Origin of the sequence: Microbacterium sp. 22296, from assembly GCF_052045385.1 — a bacterium.
Classification (GTDB): Bacteria; Actinomycetota; Actinomycetes; order Actinomycetales; family Microbacteriaceae; genus Microbacterium.
In genome coordinates, this window is record NZ_JBQEOS010000004.1 from 419,999 (window position 1) to 438,073 (window position 18,075).

General features: G+C 71.2%; 17 protein-coding genes. 8 read left to right on the forward strand and 9 right to left on the reverse strand.

Annotation, left to right across the window (positions count from 1 at the left end):
* Positions 1-50: 50 nt before the first annotated feature.
* Together ACTJJP_RS11160 and ACTJJP_RS11165 are read right to left on the reverse strand one after the other, a co-directional pair.
* A complete protein-coding gene (locus ACTJJP_RS11160) occupies positions 51-707 on the reverse strand; it encodes a response regulator transcription factor (protein WP_440775072.1) in 657 nt (218 codons plus the stop codon).
* Between the two features lies 1 nt (position 708).
* Positions 709-2,232, reverse strand: a complete 1,524-nt coding sequence (locus tag ACTJJP_RS11165; RefSeq protein WP_440775073.1) for an ATP-binding protein — start codon at positions 2,230-2,232, stop codon at positions 709-711.
* Positions 2,233-2,358: 126 nt separating this feature from the next.
* Here ACTJJP_RS11165 and ACTJJP_RS11170 point away from each other — a divergent pair, with 126 nt between their 5' ends.
* Both ACTJJP_RS11170 and ACTJJP_RS11175 read left to right on the forward strand, forming a co-directional pair.
* Positions 2,359-2,745: a hypothetical protein gene (locus ACTJJP_RS11170; RefSeq protein WP_440775074.1), complete on the forward strand. Its 387-nt coding sequence runs from the start codon at positions 2,359-2,361 to the stop codon at positions 2,743-2,745.
* A gap of 167 nt (positions 2,746-2,912) precedes the next feature.
* Entirely contained in the window at positions 2,913-3,614 is a 702-nt protein-coding gene (locus tag ACTJJP_RS11175; protein ID WP_440775075.1) for a gamma-glutamyl-gamma-aminobutyrate hydrolase family protein, read from the forward strand.
* 103 nt (positions 3,615-3,717) lie between these two features.
* On the opposite strand, the gene ACTJJP_RS11180 is transcribed toward ACTJJP_RS11175, so the two are convergent.
* From ACTJJP_RS11180 to ACTJJP_RS11195, 4 genes are all read right to left on the reverse strand, one after another.
* Positions 3,718-5,070 (reverse strand): dihydrolipoamide acetyltransferase family protein, encoded by a 1,353-nt coding sequence (locus tag ACTJJP_RS11180; RefSeq protein ID WP_440775076.1) that lies wholly within the window; start codon positions 5,068-5,070, stop codon positions 3,718-3,720.
* A 79-nt stretch (positions 5,071-5,149) separates the two neighbouring features.
* On the reverse strand, positions 5,150-6,127 hold the full coding sequence (locus ACTJJP_RS11185) for an alpha-ketoacid dehydrogenase subunit beta (RefSeq protein WP_285136591.1): 978 nt from the start codon (positions 6,125-6,127) through the stop codon (positions 5,150-5,152).
* Positions 6,124-7,254 carry a thiamine pyrophosphate-dependent enzyme gene (locus ACTJJP_RS11190; protein WP_440775077.1) on the reverse strand — a complete coding sequence of 377 codons (1,131 nt, stop codon included), beginning with the start codon at positions 7,252-7,254 and terminating at the stop codon, positions 6,124-6,126. The genes ACTJJP_RS11185 and ACTJJP_RS11190 overlap by 4 nt, the downstream gene beginning before the upstream one ends.
* Before the next feature lie 215 nt (positions 7,255-7,469).
* Positions 7,470-8,540, reverse strand: a complete 1,071-nt coding sequence (locus ACTJJP_RS11195) for a histidinol-phosphate transaminase (protein WP_440775078.1) — start codon at positions 8,538-8,540, stop codon at positions 7,470-7,472.
* A gap of 108 nt (positions 8,541-8,648) precedes the next feature.
* Here ACTJJP_RS11195 and ACTJJP_RS11200 point away from each other — a divergent pair, with 108 nt between their 5' ends.
* The 5 genes from ACTJJP_RS11200 (at position 8,649) to ACTJJP_RS11220 (ending at position 15,735) form a co-directional block, all read left to right on the forward strand.
* Positions 8,649-9,053, forward strand: a complete 405-nt coding sequence (locus tag ACTJJP_RS11200) for a phage holin family protein (RefSeq protein WP_440775079.1) — start codon at positions 8,649-8,651, stop codon at positions 9,051-9,053.
* Between the two features lie 209 nt (positions 9,054-9,262).
* Positions 9,263-9,769, forward strand: a complete 507-nt coding sequence (locus tag ACTJJP_RS11205) for a low molecular weight protein-tyrosine-phosphatase (protein ID WP_285136595.1) — start codon at positions 9,263-9,265, stop codon at positions 9,767-9,769.
* 27 nt (positions 9,770-9,796) lie between these two features.
* Positions 9,797-11,176, forward strand: a complete 1,380-nt coding sequence (purB, locus tag ACTJJP_RS11210; RefSeq protein WP_440775080.1) for an adenylosuccinate lyase — start codon at positions 9,797-9,799, stop codon at positions 11,174-11,176.
* A gap of 383 nt (positions 11,177-11,559) precedes the next feature.
* Entirely contained in the window at positions 11,560-14,409 is a 2,850-nt protein-coding gene (locus tag ACTJJP_RS11215) for a discoidin domain-containing protein (RefSeq protein WP_440775081.1), read from the forward strand.
* 285 nt (positions 14,410-14,694) lie between these two features.
* The gene (locus ACTJJP_RS11220) at positions 14,695-15,735 is read left to right on the forward strand and encodes a zinc-dependent alcohol dehydrogenase family protein (protein WP_440775097.1); all 1,041 of its coding nucleotides are present in this window, start codon (positions 14,695-14,697) and stop codon (positions 15,733-15,735) included.
* A gap of 94 nt (positions 15,736-15,829) precedes the next feature.
* On the opposite strand, the gene ACTJJP_RS11225 is transcribed toward ACTJJP_RS11220, so the two are convergent.
* The 3 genes from ACTJJP_RS11225 to ACTJJP_RS11235 all read right to left on the reverse strand — a co-directional run bounded on the left by ACTJJP_RS11225 (position 15,830) and on the right by ACTJJP_RS11235 (position 17,356).
* The gene (locus ACTJJP_RS11225; protein WP_440775082.1) at positions 15,830-16,246 is read right to left on the reverse strand and encodes an amino acid transporter; all 417 of its coding nucleotides are present in this window, start codon (positions 16,244-16,246) and stop codon (positions 15,830-15,832) included.
* On the reverse strand, positions 16,243-16,875 hold the full coding sequence (locus ACTJJP_RS11230; RefSeq protein WP_440775083.1) for an acyl-CoA synthetase: 633 nt from the start codon (positions 16,873-16,875) through the stop codon (positions 16,243-16,245). The genes ACTJJP_RS11225 and ACTJJP_RS11230 overlap by 4 nt, the downstream gene beginning before the upstream one ends.
* A 106-nt stretch (positions 16,876-16,981) precedes the next feature.
* Positions 16,982-17,356 carry an LPXTG cell wall anchor domain-containing protein gene (locus ACTJJP_RS11235; RefSeq protein WP_440775098.1) on the reverse strand — a complete coding sequence of 125 codons (375 nt, stop codon included), beginning with the start codon at positions 17,354-17,356 and terminating at the stop codon, positions 16,982-16,984.
* Between the two features lie 238 nt (positions 17,357-17,594).
* On the opposite strand from ACTJJP_RS11235, the gene ACTJJP_RS11240 reads away from it, so the two are divergent.
* A complete protein-coding gene (locus tag ACTJJP_RS11240; RefSeq protein WP_440775084.1) occupies positions 17,595-18,002 on the forward strand; it encodes an NUDIX hydrolase in 408 nt (135 codons plus the stop codon).
* Positions 18,003-18,075 lie beyond the last annotated feature (73 nt).

The window sequence follows — 18,075 nt, forward strand, 5'->3', positions numbered from 1 at the left end:
CTCACATCAGCCGGAAGCCGGCCCCGCTGCGCGGCGGTCGCGCCCCGCGCTCACACCAGCCGGTAGCCGGCCCCGCGCACGGTCTCGATCCGATCCGCACCCAGCTTCTGGCGCAGGTAGCCGATGTAGACGTCGGCGACGTTGGATCCGGGGTCGAAATCGAAGCCCCAGACCCGGCTGAGAAGCTGCTCCCGGCTGAGCACCTGCCCCGGGTGACGCACGAGTTCCTCCGCGAGCGCGAATTCGCGCGCAGACAGCACGACCTCCCGACCCGCGACGGAGGCGGTGCGTTGGCGCACGTCCAGCACGATGTCGCGGTGCTGCAGTTCCATCCCCTTCGCCGCCGGTTCCCGTCGGATGCGCAGCCGGATGCGGGCCACCAGCTCATCGAACCGGAACGGCTTCCCGAGGTAGTCGTCGGCTCCCCCCTCCAGGCCCGCCACGGTGTCCTCGAGTTCGACCCGGGCGGTCAGCATGATGACGGGGACGGCGGAGCCCGAACCGCGAAGCTCCTCCAGCACCTCGAATCCCGTCATCCCGGGCAGGTTGACGTCGAGCACGATGAGGTCGAACTCCCCCGACAGGGCGAGCGCGAGCGCCTCGCGGCCGTCGCCGGTCACGCGGGTCGCGTAGCCCGCCGATCGCAGGCCCTTGTCGATGAAGGACGAGATGCGGGTTTCGTCGTCGACGATGAGGATGGATGCCACGTCAGTCCTCCGGGCGATCGTGTGCGGGGGTGCGCCGGGGCAGCGGCGGGCGCGGGGGGATCGGGATCGATGCGGTCGGGGCGCTCGCGGTGACGGGCGAGGTGTCGGAGACGAGCGGCACGGTCAGGACGAACTCAGCCCCCGGGCCGTTCGCCGGGCTTCCCACGGTGGCGGTCCCGCCGTGATTGTCGGCGATGGCCGCCACGATGTTCAGACCGAGACCGGTCCCGCCGCGTCCCTCGTCGGCCGCTCCCCGGTGGAAGCGTTCGAAGACGCGTTCGCGTTGATCGACGGGAACGCCCGGCCCGTGGTCCCGGACGAAGAGTTCGAGCATCTCGCCCCGCCGCCGCACACCCAGGACGAGATCGCCGCCGCCGTGGTTCACGCCGTTCTGTGCCAGTTGCAGCAGGGCCTGCGTGATGCGCGCCCGGTCGATCAGCGCGTGAACCGGGGCGACCGGTCCCAGCCGCACCGTCGCTCCCTCGATGCCGCGCACCTTCACGGCGACCTGCTCGACGAGGGCCGCCATGTCGGTCGACTCCAGGCGGAGCGGGCTGGGTCCGCGCAGGGCCGCTTCCTGGGTGAGGTCCTGGACGAGACGCCCCATCCGCGCCAGCTCGTCCAGAGCGAGGTCGCGGGTGGATCGCACGTCGGAAGGGTCTTCCACGTCCATCACGTCGAGGTGGCCGCTGACGATGGTCACCGGGGTCTTCAGCTCGTGCCCGACGTCGCTGAGGAGCGTGCGTTGCGCGCCGAGCGCGCTGTCGAGGCGATCGAGCATGTCGTTCATCGTGGCGGCGAGCGCGCTCACGTCGTCGTTTCCCTCGACCGGCAGCCGTTCGGCGAGCGAGCGCGCCGACACCCGGGCAGCCGTCTCGCGCATACGCCGCAGGGGCTGGAGCAACCGCGCGGCGACGAGCCCGGCGCTCGCCGCGATGACGATGAGGGCGATCGCGGCGGCCAAGAGGTACACGCGGGCGGCATCGTCGATCTCGGCGAGTTCGCCCTCGAGGTCGTAGGCCGTGATGAACATCACCGCAGAGGGCGGCGGTGATCCCTCGACGGCGATCGGAGCGGCGAGGTAGCGCCACGCGACCCCCTCCTCGGCGTACGTGCCGATGACGGGGTCGCCCTGGGTTACCGAGGTCACGTGGGGTACGAAGCCGGGCGCGGATTGCAGGTCGACGTCGAGCGGCACCCCCGGGATCAAGGCAGCGACGCCGTCGATGACGCCGAGGGCACCGGTGTTGTCGTCGGGGCTGATGCGCGTGACCGTGGCCTCGAGCGCCTCGGTCGACGACGGCCAGGCCGCTTCTCCGTTCCCGGCGGCGACCAGCGCTCGGGCCGACTCCAGGGCCGCCTCCAGGCGCGTGTCCACGGCCGCCAGGATCCGCGTGCGCTCGACCAGGTAGACGGCGGCGCCCACCGACATCAGGCCGATCGCGGCGACGACGGTGATGACCACGACGATGCGCGTCCGAACGGTCCACCCGCCACCTGGTGCAGAGGCGGGCGCCGTTCCCATGCGCTTCAGTATGCCGGGGGGATGCCGCCCGACCCGCCGAAATAAGAAGGCTCTCACGATCAGCTTCCCTCGCCCTTACCGGCGAGCGACAGGCTCGAATCACCTCACTACGGATGGAGTCCTCGAATGTCTCGTCGCGCGTGGATCGGCACCGCCCTCATCGCCGTCTCCGCTCTCGGGGCGATCGGTGCGACCGCCGCCGTCGCCGCCGCGTTCGAGCCGCGCACCGTGACCGAGCGTGTCCTCCCCGGAGGCACCCTCACCGGCGGTCCCGCTCCGGCGACGCCATCGCCGTCGCCGACGCCCGTCGTCGACCCGTCGGTGGTCCCCACCGAGCAGGCGCCCGCAGCTCCCGAGCAACCTGCAGCCCCTGAGCAACCTGCAGCCCCGGCGGCCCCGCAGCCGGTCGACCCCCCGGCTCCAGTGCCGGTCTCGCCCACCGATGACGACGATGACGACGACGGCCCGGATGACGACTTCGACGATGACGGGGACGACGGCGACGACGACTGACACTCCTCGTCGCTGGCGCCGCAGAACACGACCGAGAACGCCGGTCCGTCCGCTCGTCGAGTCCGTCGCGCGAATACGCCCCCCGCAGCGCGTCAACCGGGACGGGCGTCGTCGGCCGGCGCGTCCTGGCATCCTGGAGCTCGATCCCGCTCTCCTCGAGGAACCCGATGCCGTCAGCCGCTCTCGTCCACATCCGCGACTCGCGTCCCCACGCCCCGCAGTACCAGGACCTCCTCGACGCCCTGAACGGCGGAGCCGTGACGGCCCTGCGCGCGGCCGGATGGGACGTCGATCTCCGCCCCGCGGCCGAGCAGCCCCTCGACACGCTGCTCGACGCCGCCCGCCGCGCCGATGTCGTCGTCATCCTCGGCGGGGAGGACATCGATCCGCGGGCGTACGGGTCGACCGATCAGCGTCCGCACGAGACGCCCTACCACGTCGCCGCCGACGAGGCCCAGCTGGCCGTCATTCGCGACACCGTCGCCGCCCGGCGCCCCCTGCTCGGCATCTGCCGCGGGATGCAGCTGGTCAACGTCGCCCTCGGCGGCACCCTGCACCAGGACATCCCGGGCCACCGCAGCAGCACGGGCGATCCGTTCGTCGCCACCACCGTCCGCTTCGACCGCCCCGACCCGATCTCCGCGGCCGGCGACCTCCTGTGCAGCCACCACCAGTCGCTGGATCGCCTGGGAGAGGGCCTGGATGCCACGGCTCGCGCCGTCGACGGCACCGTCGAGGCCGTGCGCCACCGCTCGCTGCCGATCTGGGCGTACCAGTGGCACCTCGAGCACCCGCGGTCTGCGAGCCGTCAGCTCGCGCCGGTGATGGCGGCGCTTCTCGCCGCGAGCGGAGCGGCACGCACGGCCTGAAGCATCACGACAGACAGCCCGTCACAGCGTCATGATGGCCGTCGAAGGGGCCCGTCCGGCCCCCGCCCGCGAGTCCGGCCACGCAATCGCGTGGCGCCTCGCCTCAGTCGAGCAGCAGCGCCGGCTCCTCCAGCACGGATGCCACATCGGCGATGAACCGCGAGATCCCGTCGCCGTCGACCACGCGGTGATCGAACGAACCCGACACCGTGGTCACCCAGCGGGGGCGCACCTCGCCGTCGACGACCCAGGGCTTCTGACGGATCGCACCGAGGGCGATGATGCCGGCCTCGCCGGGGTTGATGATGGGGGTACCGGCATCCACTCCGAACACGCCGATGTTGGTGATCGTGAACGTGCCGCCGGACTGGTCGGCGAGGCTCGTCTTGCCCTCGCGGGCGGTGAGCGTGAGGTGCTCGAGCGCCTTGGCCAGCTCGCGCGTGTTCATGCCCTGCGCGTCCTTGATGTTCGGCACGAGCAGACCCCGCGGGGTCGCGGCGGCGATGCCGAGGTTGACGTAGTGACGCACGCTGATCTGCGCTCCGTCTTCGGTGTCGACCCAGGCGGCGTTGATCATGGGCGTGCGGCGCAGGGCCCAGATCACGGCGCGGGCCATGATCAGCAGCGGCGAGATCTTCACGTCGGCGAAGTCGGCCGAGGCCTTGAGCCGCTTGACGAGCTCCATGGTGCGCGACGCGTCGACGTCGACCCACACCGACACGTGCGGGGCCGAATACGCGCTCGAGGTCATCGCGTTGGCGGTGGCCTTGCGCACACCGCGCACCGGGATCGACTCCTCGCGCGCGTCGGCGACGGGTGCGGCCGTCGCGACGGGAGCCGGCGCAGCAGCGGCGGGAACGGAGATCGTCTCCTCGCGCACGTCGCCCCACGCGGGCGTCTCGATGTTGCGGAAGACACTGGCCTGCTCGGCGTGCTTGACGACGTCGTCGCGGGTGACCTCGCCGGCCGTGCCACTCGGTGTCACCGCCGACAGGTCGACGCCGAGGTCGCGCGCGAGCTTGCGGATCGGGGGCTTGGCGACGACGCCGACGGATGCCGCGACCGGACGCTCGATGGACGGTCCCTGAGCCTGTCGAAGGGTGCGGCGCCGCGACGACACCGCGCCTCCCGTGCCGTAACCGACGAGCACGGCACCGCCCGGGTCACTGGGCTCGGGGACCGTGGTCGGAGCCGAGGGCGCCGGGGATGCGGCATCCGCGGAGCCGATCGTGATGATCGGGGCGCCGACCTCGACGGTGGCCCCCTCGGTCGCCAGCAGCTCGCCGACCGTGCCCGAGTAGGGCGAGGGCAGCTCGACGAGCGACTTGGCGGTCTCGATCTCGACGATCACGTCGTTGACGGCGACGGTGTCACCCGGCGCGACGCGCCACTGCACGATCTCGGCCTCGGTGAGGCCTTCTCCGACATCGGGGAGAACGAAGGTCTGATCGGTCACGGTGTGTCCTTTGCTCGGGAGCCAGCATTGCACCGGCGTCGCCGCAACGGAATGCTCCGGTGGGCGGGAGGGCAGCGGGTCAGTAGGCCAGAGACCGGTCGACGGCCTCGAGGATGCGGTCGGCGTCGGGCAGGTAGGTGCCTTCGAGCTTCGCGGGCGGGAAGGGCACGTCGAAACCCGAGACGCGCAGCACGGGCGCCTCGAGCGCGAAGAAGGCCTTCTCCATGACGGTCGCGGCGATCTCGGAGCCGAGCGAGGTGAAGCCCGGCGCCTCCTGCGCGTAGACCATGCGGCCGGTGCGGCGCACCGAGTCGAGCAGCGGGCCGTAGTCGACCGGGGACAACGACCGCAGGTCGATGACCTCGCAGCTCGTGCCCTCGCTCTCGGCGAGCGCGGCCGCCTGCAGCAGCGTCGTCACCATGGCCCCGTGCCCGACGAGCGTCACGTCGGTACCGCGGCGCACGATGCGGCTGGCGTGCAGCGGCAGCGCGGGGGCCTCGGTGTCGACCTCACCCTTCTGCCAGTACTTCGCCTTGGGCTCGAAGAAGACGACCGGGTCGGGCGAGTCGATCGCCTGCTGGATCATCCAGTACGCGTCGTTCGCGTTCGAGGGGCTGACCACTCGCAGGCCCGGGGTGTGCGTGAAGTACGCCTCGGGGCTCTCCTGGTGGTGCTCGACCGCGCCGATGTGCCCCCCGTAAGGGATGCGGATGACGACGGGCATCTGCAGAGCGCCCTCATGGCGGTTCGTGAGTTTCGCCAACTGCGAAGTGATCTGATCGAACGCGGGGAAGACGAACCCGTCGAACTGGATCTCGAGCACGGGACGGAATCCGCCCATCGCGAGACCGATCGCGGTGCCGACGATGCCCGACTCCGCCAGCGGGGAGTCGATGACACGGCGCGGCCCGAAGTCCTTCTGCAGACCCTCGGTGACACGGAACACACCGCCGAGCGGGCCGATGTCCTCGCCCATGAGCAGGACGCGGTCGTTCGTCTCGAGCGCGCGGCGGAGGCCGGCGTTCAGCGCGCGACTGATCGGAAGGTTCTCGGTCACTGGGCGCCTCCGTCCATCGACGTCTCGTAGTCGTCGAGCCAGCGCTGCTCCTCCTGGATGAGAGCGTGCGCCTCGGAGTAGACGCTCTCGAACATGAGGCCGCGCGGGATGGTGCCGAGCGCGTTCGTGCGGACGCGCACGTCGTCGGCGAGGGCGGCACCCTCGGCATCCGCGTCGTCGAAGAACTGCTGCGGCGCGCCACGCCCCTCGAGGTAGGTGCGCATGCGGGCGATGGGATCGCGCCCGGCCCACGCCGTCTCTTCATCGGAGGTGCGGTACTTCGTAGGGTCGTCGCTCGTGGTGTGCGCACCCATGCGGTACGTCATCGCCTCGATCGCACGGGGGCCGCCTCCGGCACGTGCCTCGTCGAGGGCGGTCTTCGTCACGGCGTAGCTGGCGAGAACGTCGTTGCCGTCGACCTGGAGGCTCGGGATGCCGTAGCCCTCACCGCGCTTGTACAGCGGCGAGCGCGACTGCGTCGCGACCGGCACGGAGATGGCCCACTGGTTGTTCTGCAGGAAGAACACCTGGGGGGTCTGGAAACTCGCGGCGAAGACCATCGCCTCGTGGACGTCTCCCTGGCTGGACGCCCCGTCGCCGTAGTAGACCATCACGGCCTCGTCGCGCTCGGGGTCGCCCGATCCCGCCTTGCCGTCGAACACCAGACCCATGCCGAGGCCCGTGGCGTGAAGCGTCTGCGCGCCGAGCACGAGAGTGTAGATGTGCGTGTTGCCGTTCTTCGGGTCGGTCGGGTCCCACCCGCCGTGGGTGAGCCCGCGCATGAGCCGGATGATGTCGATCGGGTCGACGCCGCGGATGCGGGTGACCACGTGCTCGCGGTACGACGGGAAGATGTGGTCCTGCGCGCGGGCGGCGCGCGCGGAGCCCACCTGGGCGGCCTCCTGCCCGAACGACGGCGGCCACAGGGCGAGCTGGCCCTGCCGCTGCAGATTGGTCGCCTGCACATCGAACGCGCGGATCGAGACCATGTCGCGATAGAACGTCTCGAGTTCGGCGTCGGTCAGGGCGTCGATGAGCGGCAGGTAGCGCTCGGCCGCAGGCGTGGGCGCCAGCGTGCCGTCGGCTGCCAGAACGCGCACGAGAGCGGGATCGTCGAGCGGGGTCATTCCCCCACGCTAACGCCCGACCCATGCTCACGACCGCATGAGGTGCACAACGGATGACGGAATCCGCGGTTGACGTCGGACAAACGGATGCCGCGCTCGCGGCGCCGAATCGGTGCCCGGTCCCTTCGACGAGCTCCGGGACCTCTCCCTCGTCGCACCCGAGGTGGCTGAGCGTGTCGAAGCCACCGGGGCGCCGCACCGGCAACGACCGCGCGTCAGCGTTGTGCCGCGGCGACCTCGACGACGCGGTCCAGCGACTCCTCTTCGCCGATGGAGATGCGGATGCCGTCGCCCGCGAACGGGCGCACGATGAGACCCGCCTCCTCGAACGCCGCCGCGACCTCGAGCGTGCGCTCCCCCGCTGCGAGCCAGACGAAGTTCCCCTGCGCGTCGGGGACGTCCCACCCGGTCTCGCGGAGTCGGTCGACCAGGCGGTCGCGCCGCTCGGCGATGACTTTCACGCGGTGCAGGAGCTCGCTCTCGGCATCCAGGCTCGACAGGGCCGCCGCTTCGCCGGCAGCGGTGACCGACAGCGGGATCGCGGTGCTCCGGGCGGCGTCGAGAACGGACTCGTTGCCGATGGCGTACCCGATGCGCAGGCCCGCCAGGCCGTAGGCCTTCGAGAACGTGCGGAGCACGACGATGTTCGGGCGGTCCAGCACCGCGCGCACGCGACCGCCCTCGACCGAGGCCGGGTCGGTGACGAACTCGGCGTAAGCCTCGTCGAGCACGACGAGCACGTCGCGCGGCACCTCGTCGATGAATGCCGCGAACTCGTCGTAGCCGACGGTCGTCCCCGTGGGGTTGTTGGGGCTGCAGACGATCACCATGCGCGTGCGCTCGGTGACGGCGGCGGCCATGGCCGGCAGGTCGTGCCGCGCCTCGGCGGTGAGGGGCACCTGCACGCTCGCCGCCCCCGTCACCGCGACCAGCGACGGGTAGGCCTCGAACGAACGCCAGGCGTACACGACCTCGTCACCCGGGCCCGAGGTCGCCAGCAGCAGCTGAGCGAGCAACGAGACGCTGCCGGCGCCGACGTGCACCTCGTCGGGCGAGACGCCGTAGCGCGCCGCGAGTCGCTCGCGCAGGCGCGCGGCCGTGGCATCCGGGTACCTGTTGAAGGCGCCCGCGGCGGCCACCGCCTCGAGCACGCCGGGGAGGGGCTCGAAGGGGTTCTCGTTGCTCGAGAGCTTGAAGGCGTCGGGGCTGGCCTGACGACCCTGTCGATACGCCGGCAGAGCGGCGATCTCGGGGCGGATACGGGGCAGGACCGGCTGTTCGCTCACACCGCGAGCCTAATCGCGGGCCTGCCGGTTTCGTCAGACCTCCTCCACAGCCCCGGTGCGATCGCAACACCCTGATGACGGTTCGCCGCGCGTGCCAGGGTGGTGGTCATGCGCTTCGTCGTCCGCGTTGCCGTCAACGCCTTCGCCATCTGGATCGTCACGCTGCTACCCGCGCTGCAGGTGCGCCTCATCCCCTTCCCGCCCGGTGAGTGGCTGCAGGTGCTCCTCACCCTGCTGCTGGTGGGCCTGGTCTTCGCGCTCGTGAACACCATCGTGGGCACGGTGGTGAAGATCGTGGCGATACCGCTCTACATCCTCACCCTCGGGTTGATCTCGCTGATCATCAACGGGTTCCTGCTGTGGCTCACGGCGGTGATCACCGAGAACGGGGACTGGGGGCTGCGCACCGGCGAGTTCTGGCTGACGGTGGTCGCCGCACTCCTCATCGGCGTGATCAACGCGGTGCTCGGCGGCATCCTGCGCCCGCGACGCGAGGAGCGCGAGCGGCGCTGAGCCCGCCATCGCGTCGCAGCCCCGGTGCCTGGCGGGTCGCTCCTGTCGCCGAGCGTAGCGAAGTGACCGCCGAGCTCCAGCCCGAGCCAGGTCGCTGAGTCCGTCGGAGGGGAGGAGCCCGTAGAAGCCCCGAGGCTCCGGACCAGCTCCGCCCGCCCCGCCCGGAATCGACGGGTGCGGACGCGACGCGTCCCCGCCATGATGGAGGGATGACCGCGAGTGCCGACGCGCCCTTCCGCGTCGTGTTCGTGTGCAGCGGCAACATCTGCCGGTCCCCCATGGCCGAGGTGGTGTTCCGACGTCTCGCCGAGACCGCGGGCCTCGGCGCCCACGTCTCATCGACGTCCGCCGGGACGGGTGACTGGCACGTCGGCGAGCGCGCCGACCACCGCACGATCGCCGCCCTCGACCGCCTGGGCTACGACGGGGCGGCGCACCGCGCGCGGCAGTTCCAGTACGTCGACTTCACCCGCAACGACCTCGTCGTCGCTCTCGATCGCAGCCACGAACGCGTGCTGCGCGGGTGGGCGCAGAGCGACGACGACGCCGACAAGATCGCCCTGCTGCAGTCGTTCCTGCCCGACGCCGAGACCCTCGACGTGCCCGACCCCTACTACGCGGGGGCCCCGATGTTCGATGAGGTGCTCGGTATGATCGAACGGGCCAGCCGCGCTCTGTTCCGGCAGCTCGAGCCCGCCATCCGCTCCGCGGGCTGACCTTTCCGCGCGACCTTCGGGAGACCCGTGTCCTCTCTGCCTCCGCAGCCCCTCAGTCCGCTCGACGGTCGGTACTTCGCCACCGTGTCCGCGATCGGCGACTACCTGTCGGAGGCGGGCCTGAACCGCGCCCGCGTCGAGGTCGAGGTCGAATGGTTGCTCGCTCTGACCGACCGCTCGCTCTTCGGCACCTCGCCGGTGTCCGAGGCCGACCGCGCGAAGCTGCGCGCCCTGTACGAGGACTTCGGCGCCGACGAGATCGCCTGGCTCTCCGCCAAAGAGGCCGTGACCCGTCACGACGTGAAGGCCGTCGAGTACCTCGTGCGCGACCGTCTCGACACCCTCGGTCTGACCGGCCTCGCCGAACTGACGCACTTCGCGTGCACGAGCGAAGACATCAACTCCACCGCCTACGCCCTCACGGTGCAGCGCGCCGTCGAGCGCGTCTGGCTGCCCAAGCTCCGCGCGGTCACCGCCGCCCTGTCCGAGCTGGCGGTGCAGCACCGCGACGCCGCGATGCTCTCCCGCACGCACGGCCAGCCCGCCACGCCCACCACGATGGGCAAAGAGATCGGCGTCTTCGCGTGGCGCCTCGACCGCGTCATCCGTCAACTGGATGCCGGGGAGTACCTCGCGAAGTTCTCCGGCGCGACGGGTACCTGGTCGGCGCACGTCGCCGCCGAGCCCGACGTCGACTGGCCCGAGCTGACGCGGGCGTTCATCGAGTCGCTCGGGCTGGGCTTCAACCCGGTCACGACGCAGATCGAGTCGCACGACTGGCAGGTCGAGCTGTACGACCGCGCGCGCCACGCGGGCGGCATCCTGCACAACCTCGCCACCGACATCTGGACCTACATCTCGCTCGGGTACTTCACGCAGATCCCCGTCGAGGGTGCGACCGGCTCGTCGACGATGCCCCACAAGATCAACCCGATCCGCTTCGAGAACGCCGAGGCGAACCTCGAGATCGCCGGCGGGCTGTTCAGCACGCTGGCCTCCACCCTCGTCACCAGCCGCCTGCAGCGCGACCTCACCGACTCCACGACGCAGCGCAACATCGGCGTCGCGTTCGGACACTCGCTGCTCGCCCTCGACAACCTGCAGCGCGGTCTCACCGAGATCTCGCTCGCCGAAGACGTGCTGCTGGCCGACCTCGACGTGAACTGGGAGGTGCTCGCCGAGGCCATCCAGACCGTGGTGCGCGCCGAGATCGCCGCCGGTCGCTCGCAGATCACCGACCCTTACGCGCTGCTGAAAGACCTCACGCGCGGTCGCCGCGTGGGCGCTCCCGAGCTGGCCGAGTTCGTCCGCGGCCTCGACATCGGCGACGCCGCGAAGGAGCGCCTGCTCGCGCTCACCCCCGCGGCGTACGCCGGGTTGGCGTCGCGGGTGGTCGACGCGCTGTAGCGCCCGACCGAAGAGGGCGGGGGCCGGGGGCCCGGGCCGCGGGGGTGCGGGCGTCCGAGGGTGCCGGGGTGCCCAACGGCGGGCCGCTCCCTGGACACGCCGCACGCCGGAGGCTGACACGGCGTGTCGCCCACGGCATCCGCCACTGTGCACACCCCACCGGGCGGGCGCCCACACCGGGCAGGCACCCCCACCCCGAACCACCCCGGACCCGCTCTTCGGCCGCCCCCATCCCGGACCCGCACGAGCCGCCGCCGCCGAGCGCGCAGCAGAAAAGCCTGGACGCCGGAGCGATCTGCGTCGTAGTGTGTTGACGTCAACATCTCCCGACCTCCGGGTCACCCGTGTGCCGCATCGTCGCGGCGCAGATCGGAAAAGACGCGATGACGCATCGACGCCCCCTGACCGCACGCCGCATCCTCGCGGCCACGACGGCTGCCGTCCTGGCCGCCGCCCTGGCATCCCCGCTCGCGGCTTCGGCCGCCACGGGCGTGCCGACGGACCCCAACGACGGTGTGACGCGGATCGATCCACCGGTGACCTACGACGCGTTCCAGCCCCTCGCCGACCCCGGCTCGAGCGCTCCCGACTACTTCCAGCCGAAGTGGTACGACACCGACGGACGTCACATCCAGGCGCACGGCGGTCAGGTCGTCACGACCGAGGAGGACGGCCAGACCGTCTACTACTGGTACGGCGAAGACCGCACGAAGGGCTACTGGGACAGCCCCGGCGTCGCCGTGTACCGGTCGACGGATGCCATGAACTGGACCAACATGGGCGACGCGCTGCGCAGCATCTCGACGCGCGACGACCTGCTCACCCCCTACTTCGAGGAGCTGTACGACACGGTCGACGAGAACGGCCAGCCGCGTACCGAGAAGATCGACGCCCTCGCCTACCACCTGAACTCCACGCGCAACTCCGACTACACCGCGATCTTCGAGCGGCCCAAGGTGCTGCAGAACGAGAAGACCGGCCAGTGGGTCATGTGGTGGCACGCCGATGGGCGCATCGAGCCCGGCGGCAGCACCTACGCGCGCTCCATGGCCGCCGTGGCCGTGTCGGACTCCCCCGTCGGACCTTTCCGCATGACGGGCGCCTTCCGCATGCCGAACCGCACGAACTACCAGGCGTGCACGCAGTACGCGGTGCCCGGCCAGGCGCGCGACATGACCGTGTTCAAGGACGACGACGGCAAGGCGTACATCTCTTACTCGTCGGAGGAGAACTACAGCCTCTACGTCGCCGAGCTCGACGACTCGTACACGAACGTCACCCACACCACCGGCACGGACACTCTCGACGTGAACCAGTACTCCGAGGACGGTCGGTACCCCTACATCTTCGCCGACGGCACCCCGGAGGCGCCCGTGCGGGGTGAGGACTTCCAGATCGTGAAGGAGTGCGGCCACCTCGAGGCCCCCGCGATCTTCGAGCGCGACGGCACCTACAGTGTCGTCACCTCCGGCGCCACCGGATGGGCCCCCAACCCGCAGACGTACTACACGACGAAGAACCTGATGGGCACGTGGATCCGCGGCGTCCAGGCCGGCGACGCGCATGAGAACACGTACTACAGCAGCATCCCCGACGGTGGCGACGGCCTGCTGTCGATCGGCGACGTCCGCCGCTCCACCTTCGGTTCCCAGACCACGAACGTCTTCGAACTCGAACCCGGCAAGTTCGTCTACATGGGCGACCGCTGGAACGAGGGCAAGTCCGACTCGACCTACGTCTGGCTGCCGCTGACGGTGGGCGAGAACGGTCGCCTCGAGATGCACAACCCGGCGGCCGAGAACCCCGCGCGCTACGGCACCGGGTGGGACGCGTCGTACTGGGATGACAAGGGCTTCGGCCACGGCACGTGGAAGGTCACCACGGCACTGCCGACGACGGTCCTCCGCGGTCAGGCGCCGCAGCTGCCCAGCACCGTGTCGGTCGACGTCGACGGCACCGCCTCCGCCGTCGCGGTGACCTGGAGCGCCATCGACACCAGCGTGCTGGGACCGCAGCAGCTGACCGGCACCCTCGCCGCCGACGCGAACTTCACGGTCGGGCGCTCCTTCCAGCGCACGATCACCGTGACGACGCCGGGCATCGCGAACATCGCCCCCGAGGCGACGGTCACGGCCTCGAGCCGCACCGACCTCGTCGGCACGATCACCGACGGCAACCGCACCGGCAAGGGCTGGGACGACTGGACCGGCAACGGTTACCCGCGCAACAGCTGGCTCCAGTTCGACTGGGGGACGAACCGCACGTTCGACTCGCTCGCCGTCTACACGTACAAGGACGGGGCCACCGCGACCTGGCCGTCGCGTATCCAGGTGCAGTACCGCGACGCGGCCGGCACCTGGCAGGACTCCACGGTCGCGGTGACCCTGGCTCAGGATGCCGCCGCGGCAGCCCCCGTCGCCATGCTCGACGGGAAGGGGCTCCCGACGTCCAGCGCCCTCCGCCTGCGCCTCACGAGCGACGCCAACACGTGGCAGTCGATCTCCGAGGTGGAGATCTGGGGCAATGCCCTGGCACCCAACGTGTGCCGCGGCACCGACGCCACCGTGTCGGCATCCTTCTCGCAGACGAAGTGGGCGACCATGCCCGCGGGCAACGCCTGCGACGGCCGACAGAACACGCAGTGGTCGACGTGGACCGACGCCGGATTCAAGGACTCCTCCACCTTCACCCTCGAGACGACCGGGACCCACCGTCTCGACACGGTGAAGTTCACCAACATCGAGGGTTCGGTCACGGGTGTGTCGGCCGAGTACCGCACGAGCGCCAACGAGTGGAAGCCGGTCACCCTCACCGGCGCCGCGCCGACGGTGACGAACGGCCGTGAGACGACCCTGTCGTTCACGCAGGTGATGGCGACCGGCCTGCGACTGACGTTCGCCACTCCGGGTTCGTACCTGAAGATCCCCGAGATCGTCGTTCCCGAGGGCATCGCCCTGCCGAAGGCCACCACCACGGTGACTTCCCGCTGCGTCGCCGGGAAGGTGACGCTGTTCACCACGGTGCGCAACGACGAGAAGACGGCCGCGACCGTCGAGCTCGCCTCGCCGTGGGGTCGGAAGACGCTGACGGCGATGGCTCCCGGCGCGACCGCTTCCGTCGCGCAGTCGACGCGGGCGGCGTCCATCACGGCCGGCACGGTCACGGTGACGACGTCGGCCGACGGTGCCCAGGGAGAGCAGAGCGTGCCGTTCACGGCGCGTAGCTGCAGCTGACCGGCGGGCGAGGCGACCCGAACGCCTCGTTCCCGCCCTCTCAACCCGCCCCGGCCGTCCCTCGACGGTCGGGGCGGGTTGCCGTGCGGCGAAGGGTGCCGGTGCCGGTGCCGGTGCCGGTGCCGGTGCCGGTGCCGGTGCCGGTGAGCACGATGCGACCGAGCCGCTGCCCGAAACGACTGCGGCACGAAGACCGATCGCGCAGGCTCCTCCACAGGCGGCATCCGGGTTCCTCGCGTGAGGGCGGCGACGGTGAGTCATGCTCGGAGCGGGACAATGGATGCCATGCGCGCGATGATCATGGACACCCTGGCGAAACCCCTCGAGGTGCGCGACGTCGAGGTTCCGAGCGCGCCGGCCGGCGGCGTCGTCGTCGAAGTGCACGCGACTGGCCTGTGCAAGAGCGACTGGCACGCCTGGGTCGGGCATGACGACGTCGCCCTCCCCCACGTGCCGGGCCACGAGTTGGCCGGCGTCATCGTCGAGGTCGGCGCGGGAGTGCAGCGCTGGCGGGCCGGCGACCGCGTCACGGTGCCGTTCGTGATGGGCTGCGGCGTGTGCGAGTGGTGCCGCGACGGCAACGCGCAGGTGTGCCCCGACCAGCAGCAGCCCGGGTTCACGCAGTGGGGGTCGTTCGCCGAGCGGGTGGTGCTGCGCGCCGCCGACACCAACGTGGTCCGAATTCCCGACGGCGTCTCGTTCGAGGCGGCCGCGGCCCTCGGATGCCGCTTCGCCACGGCATATCGCGCTCTCACCGGCCGTGCGCGCGTGCAGGCCGGCGAGTGGGTCACGGTGGTGGGGGCCGGGGGCGTGGGTCTCAGCGCCGTGATGATCGGCGCGGCCCTCGGCGCGCGGGTCATCGCGGTCGATCGCACCCCCGCCGCCCTCGACGCGGCGCGCCGGCTGGGCGCGGAGCACACGCTCATCGCCGACGGCACCGACATCCCCGCCGGGGTGAGCGACATCACCGGCGGCGGGAGCCACGTGTCGGTCGACGCGGTGGGTAGCGCGCAGACGGCGCGCGACGCCGTGCTGAGCCTGCGTCGGCGGGGACGGCACGTGCAGATCGGGCTGCTGCCCACGCCCGACGGCATGAGCGCGATGCCCATGGCCCGGGTGATCGCGTGGGAGCTCGACCTCCTCGGCAGCCACGGCATGGCTGCAGTGGACTACCCCGAGATGCTCTCGCTCATCGAGAGCGGCGCCCTGCGCCCGCAGGAGCTCATCGAGCGGGTCGTGGGCCTCGGCGAAGCGGCCCGGCTGCTGCCGACGATGGATACCGCCTCACCCGCCGGCATGACCATGATCGACCCGCGGCAGGACTGAGCGCGGAACCCGCGGGGCGAGGTGCGGCGCGAGCGCGGCAAGCGGCGCGAGCGCGGCAAGCAGCGCGAGCGCGGCAAGCGGCGAGCAGCGCGCGTCAGGCCTTCGGAGTGGCCGCGTCGTCGTCCGGCGCCTCGGCCGACGGCCGCACGGGCCGCTCCGACGCCGCGGTGGCCGCAGCCCCTGCAGCGGGGCCGGCCGCGGAAGCGCCGGGGGTCGTGGCATCCGGAGCGTCCTTGGGCAGGAGCAGCGGACGATCGACGGTCGCGGTGACCTTGGCGGGGTCGACGGCGAGCAGCATGAGCGCGACGCTGACGAGGACCACGATGAAGGTCGCCCCAGCGGCGACGAGCGCCACGATCAGGGCGTTCTGGATCTGGTCGGCGGGGCGCGACTGGAAGAACCCCATCGACATCAGGGTGACGAAGCCGGCGAACAGGGCGGCGACGAACGCCAGCCCCAGCAGCTGGACGGGCTTCATCAGGTCTTTGCGCGTGGTGGGCTTGTCGGTCATGACGCGGCCTCCTCAGGGGATACGGCCGCAACGGGCTCGGGGCGGCGCGGCGAGAAGCCGGCGATCGCGAGGAACACGGCGACGACCGCCGCGTATCCGCCGAAGAGTCCCACGGCGATGGTGATGCCGGTCAGCGTGAACGATCCCGCGCCGGTGATGTCGTAGTCGAGCGCGTACTGCATCGGGGTGAGCAGCAGCACAACCGCTAGCACGATGCTCAGGATGCCGATGAGCACGCCGTCGCGCACGCCCGCGGTGCGCCCCGCCTTGCGGTCGCGGAGGGCTCCCAGCAGTTCGATGAGGCCCGATACGAGCGCCCACGCGATGACGACGCCGAAGAAGACGCCCGTCGTGCGCCACGCCCCGACGCTGGACACGAGGCCGGCGAGGATCGAGACGGATGCCAGGAGTACCGGGACCATGCGCTCTTCGCGGCGGAACACCAACCACGCGGCGAGCGCGAACACGAGCCCCGTGGCCAGGGCGAATCCGCTGAACACCCCGAGCCCGAGAGGGGCGGAGTGGTCGGACGAGAAGGTGACCATGATGGCCGCGAGCGCCGCGAAGGCGGCGCGCGCCAGCTGAAGGTGGCGAACGTCGAAGGCGCGCGGTGCGGAGGAAGAGGTCACGGAGGGTCCCGGAAGAGCGGAATGGATGGGACCCAGTGTATTCCTCGGCACCTGTGCGGCCCCCGCGGAACCTCGACGGCGAATCAGTGGGTTCGCCGCGCCCGAGTCAGACGCTTCGGCGACGACGGGCGCGGATCGCGAGTCCGGCGGCGAGCGCCAGGAGTGCGAGCGCGGCACCTCCCACGGCGATCTCGCCGCCCGTGGCCGGAAGTGCGCCCGGTCGGGGGTTCGCGGCATCCGATCCCGGGGCTGCCGGCGCGGGGCTCCCGGTCGACGTCGGAGCGGGCGACGTCGAGGGCGTGGGGACCACCGTGGGTGACGGGGTCGCGGTCGGCGGGGGCGTCGGGGCGCCCGTGCGGGCGGGGATGTCCACCGTGATGAGCAGCGAGTCACCCGTCGACTCCCCCGCCGGCGCACCCTGCGCGGCCAGGGGCGCCCCCAGGGCGAGTACCACCGCTACCGCCGCCAACGTCTTCGTCATCACGCGATCAACCTCCTTGTCGAGGATGCCGTGAAACGCCCGTGAAACGCAAGGAAACGACGACGATGCACGATGAATTGCGCACGGCAGCACCTCTTTCGCGGCATTTCTCGCCCCGCCGGGGGTCACGCCACCCGCCGTGAGGCGAGATCGACGAACGTCCCGAGTGCGTGCTGACCGTCGACGCGGCAGTCCTGTCCCTCCTCGGCGCGGCGGGCGCGAGTGCTACCGTGCGGGTGTGACCCCGGATGCCATCCCCCCGCGCCGCATCCACGTCTCGGCCGCGGTGATCATGGACGCCGAGGGCAGGCTGCTGGTGGTCCGGAAGGCCGGGACGACGGCGTTCATGCAGCCCGGCGGCAAACCCGAGCCCGACGAGACGCCCGCCGAGACCCTCGCGCGCGAACTCGCCGAGGAGGTCGGCCTGCGCGTCGCACCCGAGCACCTCGAGCCGCTCGGACGCTTCACCGCGAACGCCGCGAACGAGCCCGGCTTCGAGGTGGTCGCCGACGTGTTCCGCGTCGACATCGGCGAGCAGCAGCCGATCCCGGATGCCGAGATCGCGGAGCTCCGCTGGGTCACCGCCGCGACGGCATCCGCGATCGAGATCGCCCCGCTGGCGCGGGAGTACTTCCTGCCGGCCTGACGCGGCTCGCCGCGACGCCGCAGGGATTCGCCCCCGGCCCCTTCGACGAGCTCAGGGACCTCACGCCCCAGGG

What these genes read in the sequence shown, in the direction of transcription:
- ACTJJP_RS11165 (WP_440775073.1), bottom strand. Translation starts at nt 2,232, where the DNA reads ATGGGAACGGCGCCCGCCTCTGCACCAGGTGGCGGGTGGACCGTTCGG.
- ACTJJP_RS11170 (WP_440775074.1), top strand. Translation starts at nt 2,359, where the DNA reads ATGTCTCGTCGCGCGTGGATCGGCACCGCCCTCATCGCCGTCTCCGCT.
- ACTJJP_RS11175 (WP_440775075.1), top strand. Translation starts at nt 2,913, where the DNA reads ATGCCGTCAGCCGCTCTCGTCCACATCCGCGACTCGCGTCCCCACGCC.
- ACTJJP_RS11190 (WP_440775077.1), bottom strand. Translation starts at nt 7,254, where the DNA reads ATGACCCCGCTCGACGATCCCGCTCTCGTGCGCGTTCTGGCAGCCGAC.
- ACTJJP_RS11200 (WP_440775079.1), top strand. Translation starts at nt 8,649, where the DNA reads ATGCGCTTCGTCGTCCGCGTTGCCGTCAACGCCTTCGCCATCTGGATC.
- ACTJJP_RS11205 (WP_285136595.1), top strand. Translation starts at nt 9,263, where the DNA reads ATGACCGCGAGTGCCGACGCGCCCTTCCGCGTCGTGTTCGTGTGCAGC.
- ACTJJP_RS11215 (WP_440775081.1), top strand. Translation starts at nt 11,560, where the DNA reads ATGACGCATCGACGCCCCCTGACCGCACGCCGCATCCTCGCGGCCACG.
- ACTJJP_RS11220 (WP_440775097.1), top strand. Translation starts at nt 14,695, where the DNA reads ATGCGCGCGATGATCATGGACACCCTGGCGAAACCCCTCGAGGTGCGC.
- ACTJJP_RS11225 (WP_440775082.1), bottom strand. Translation starts at nt 16,246, where the DNA reads ATGACCGACAAGCCCACCACGCGCAAAGACCTGATGAAGCCCGTCCAG.
- ACTJJP_RS11235 (WP_440775098.1), bottom strand. Translation starts at nt 17,356, where the DNA reads ATGACGAAGACGTTGGCGGCGGTAGCGGTGGTACTCGCCCTGGGGGCG.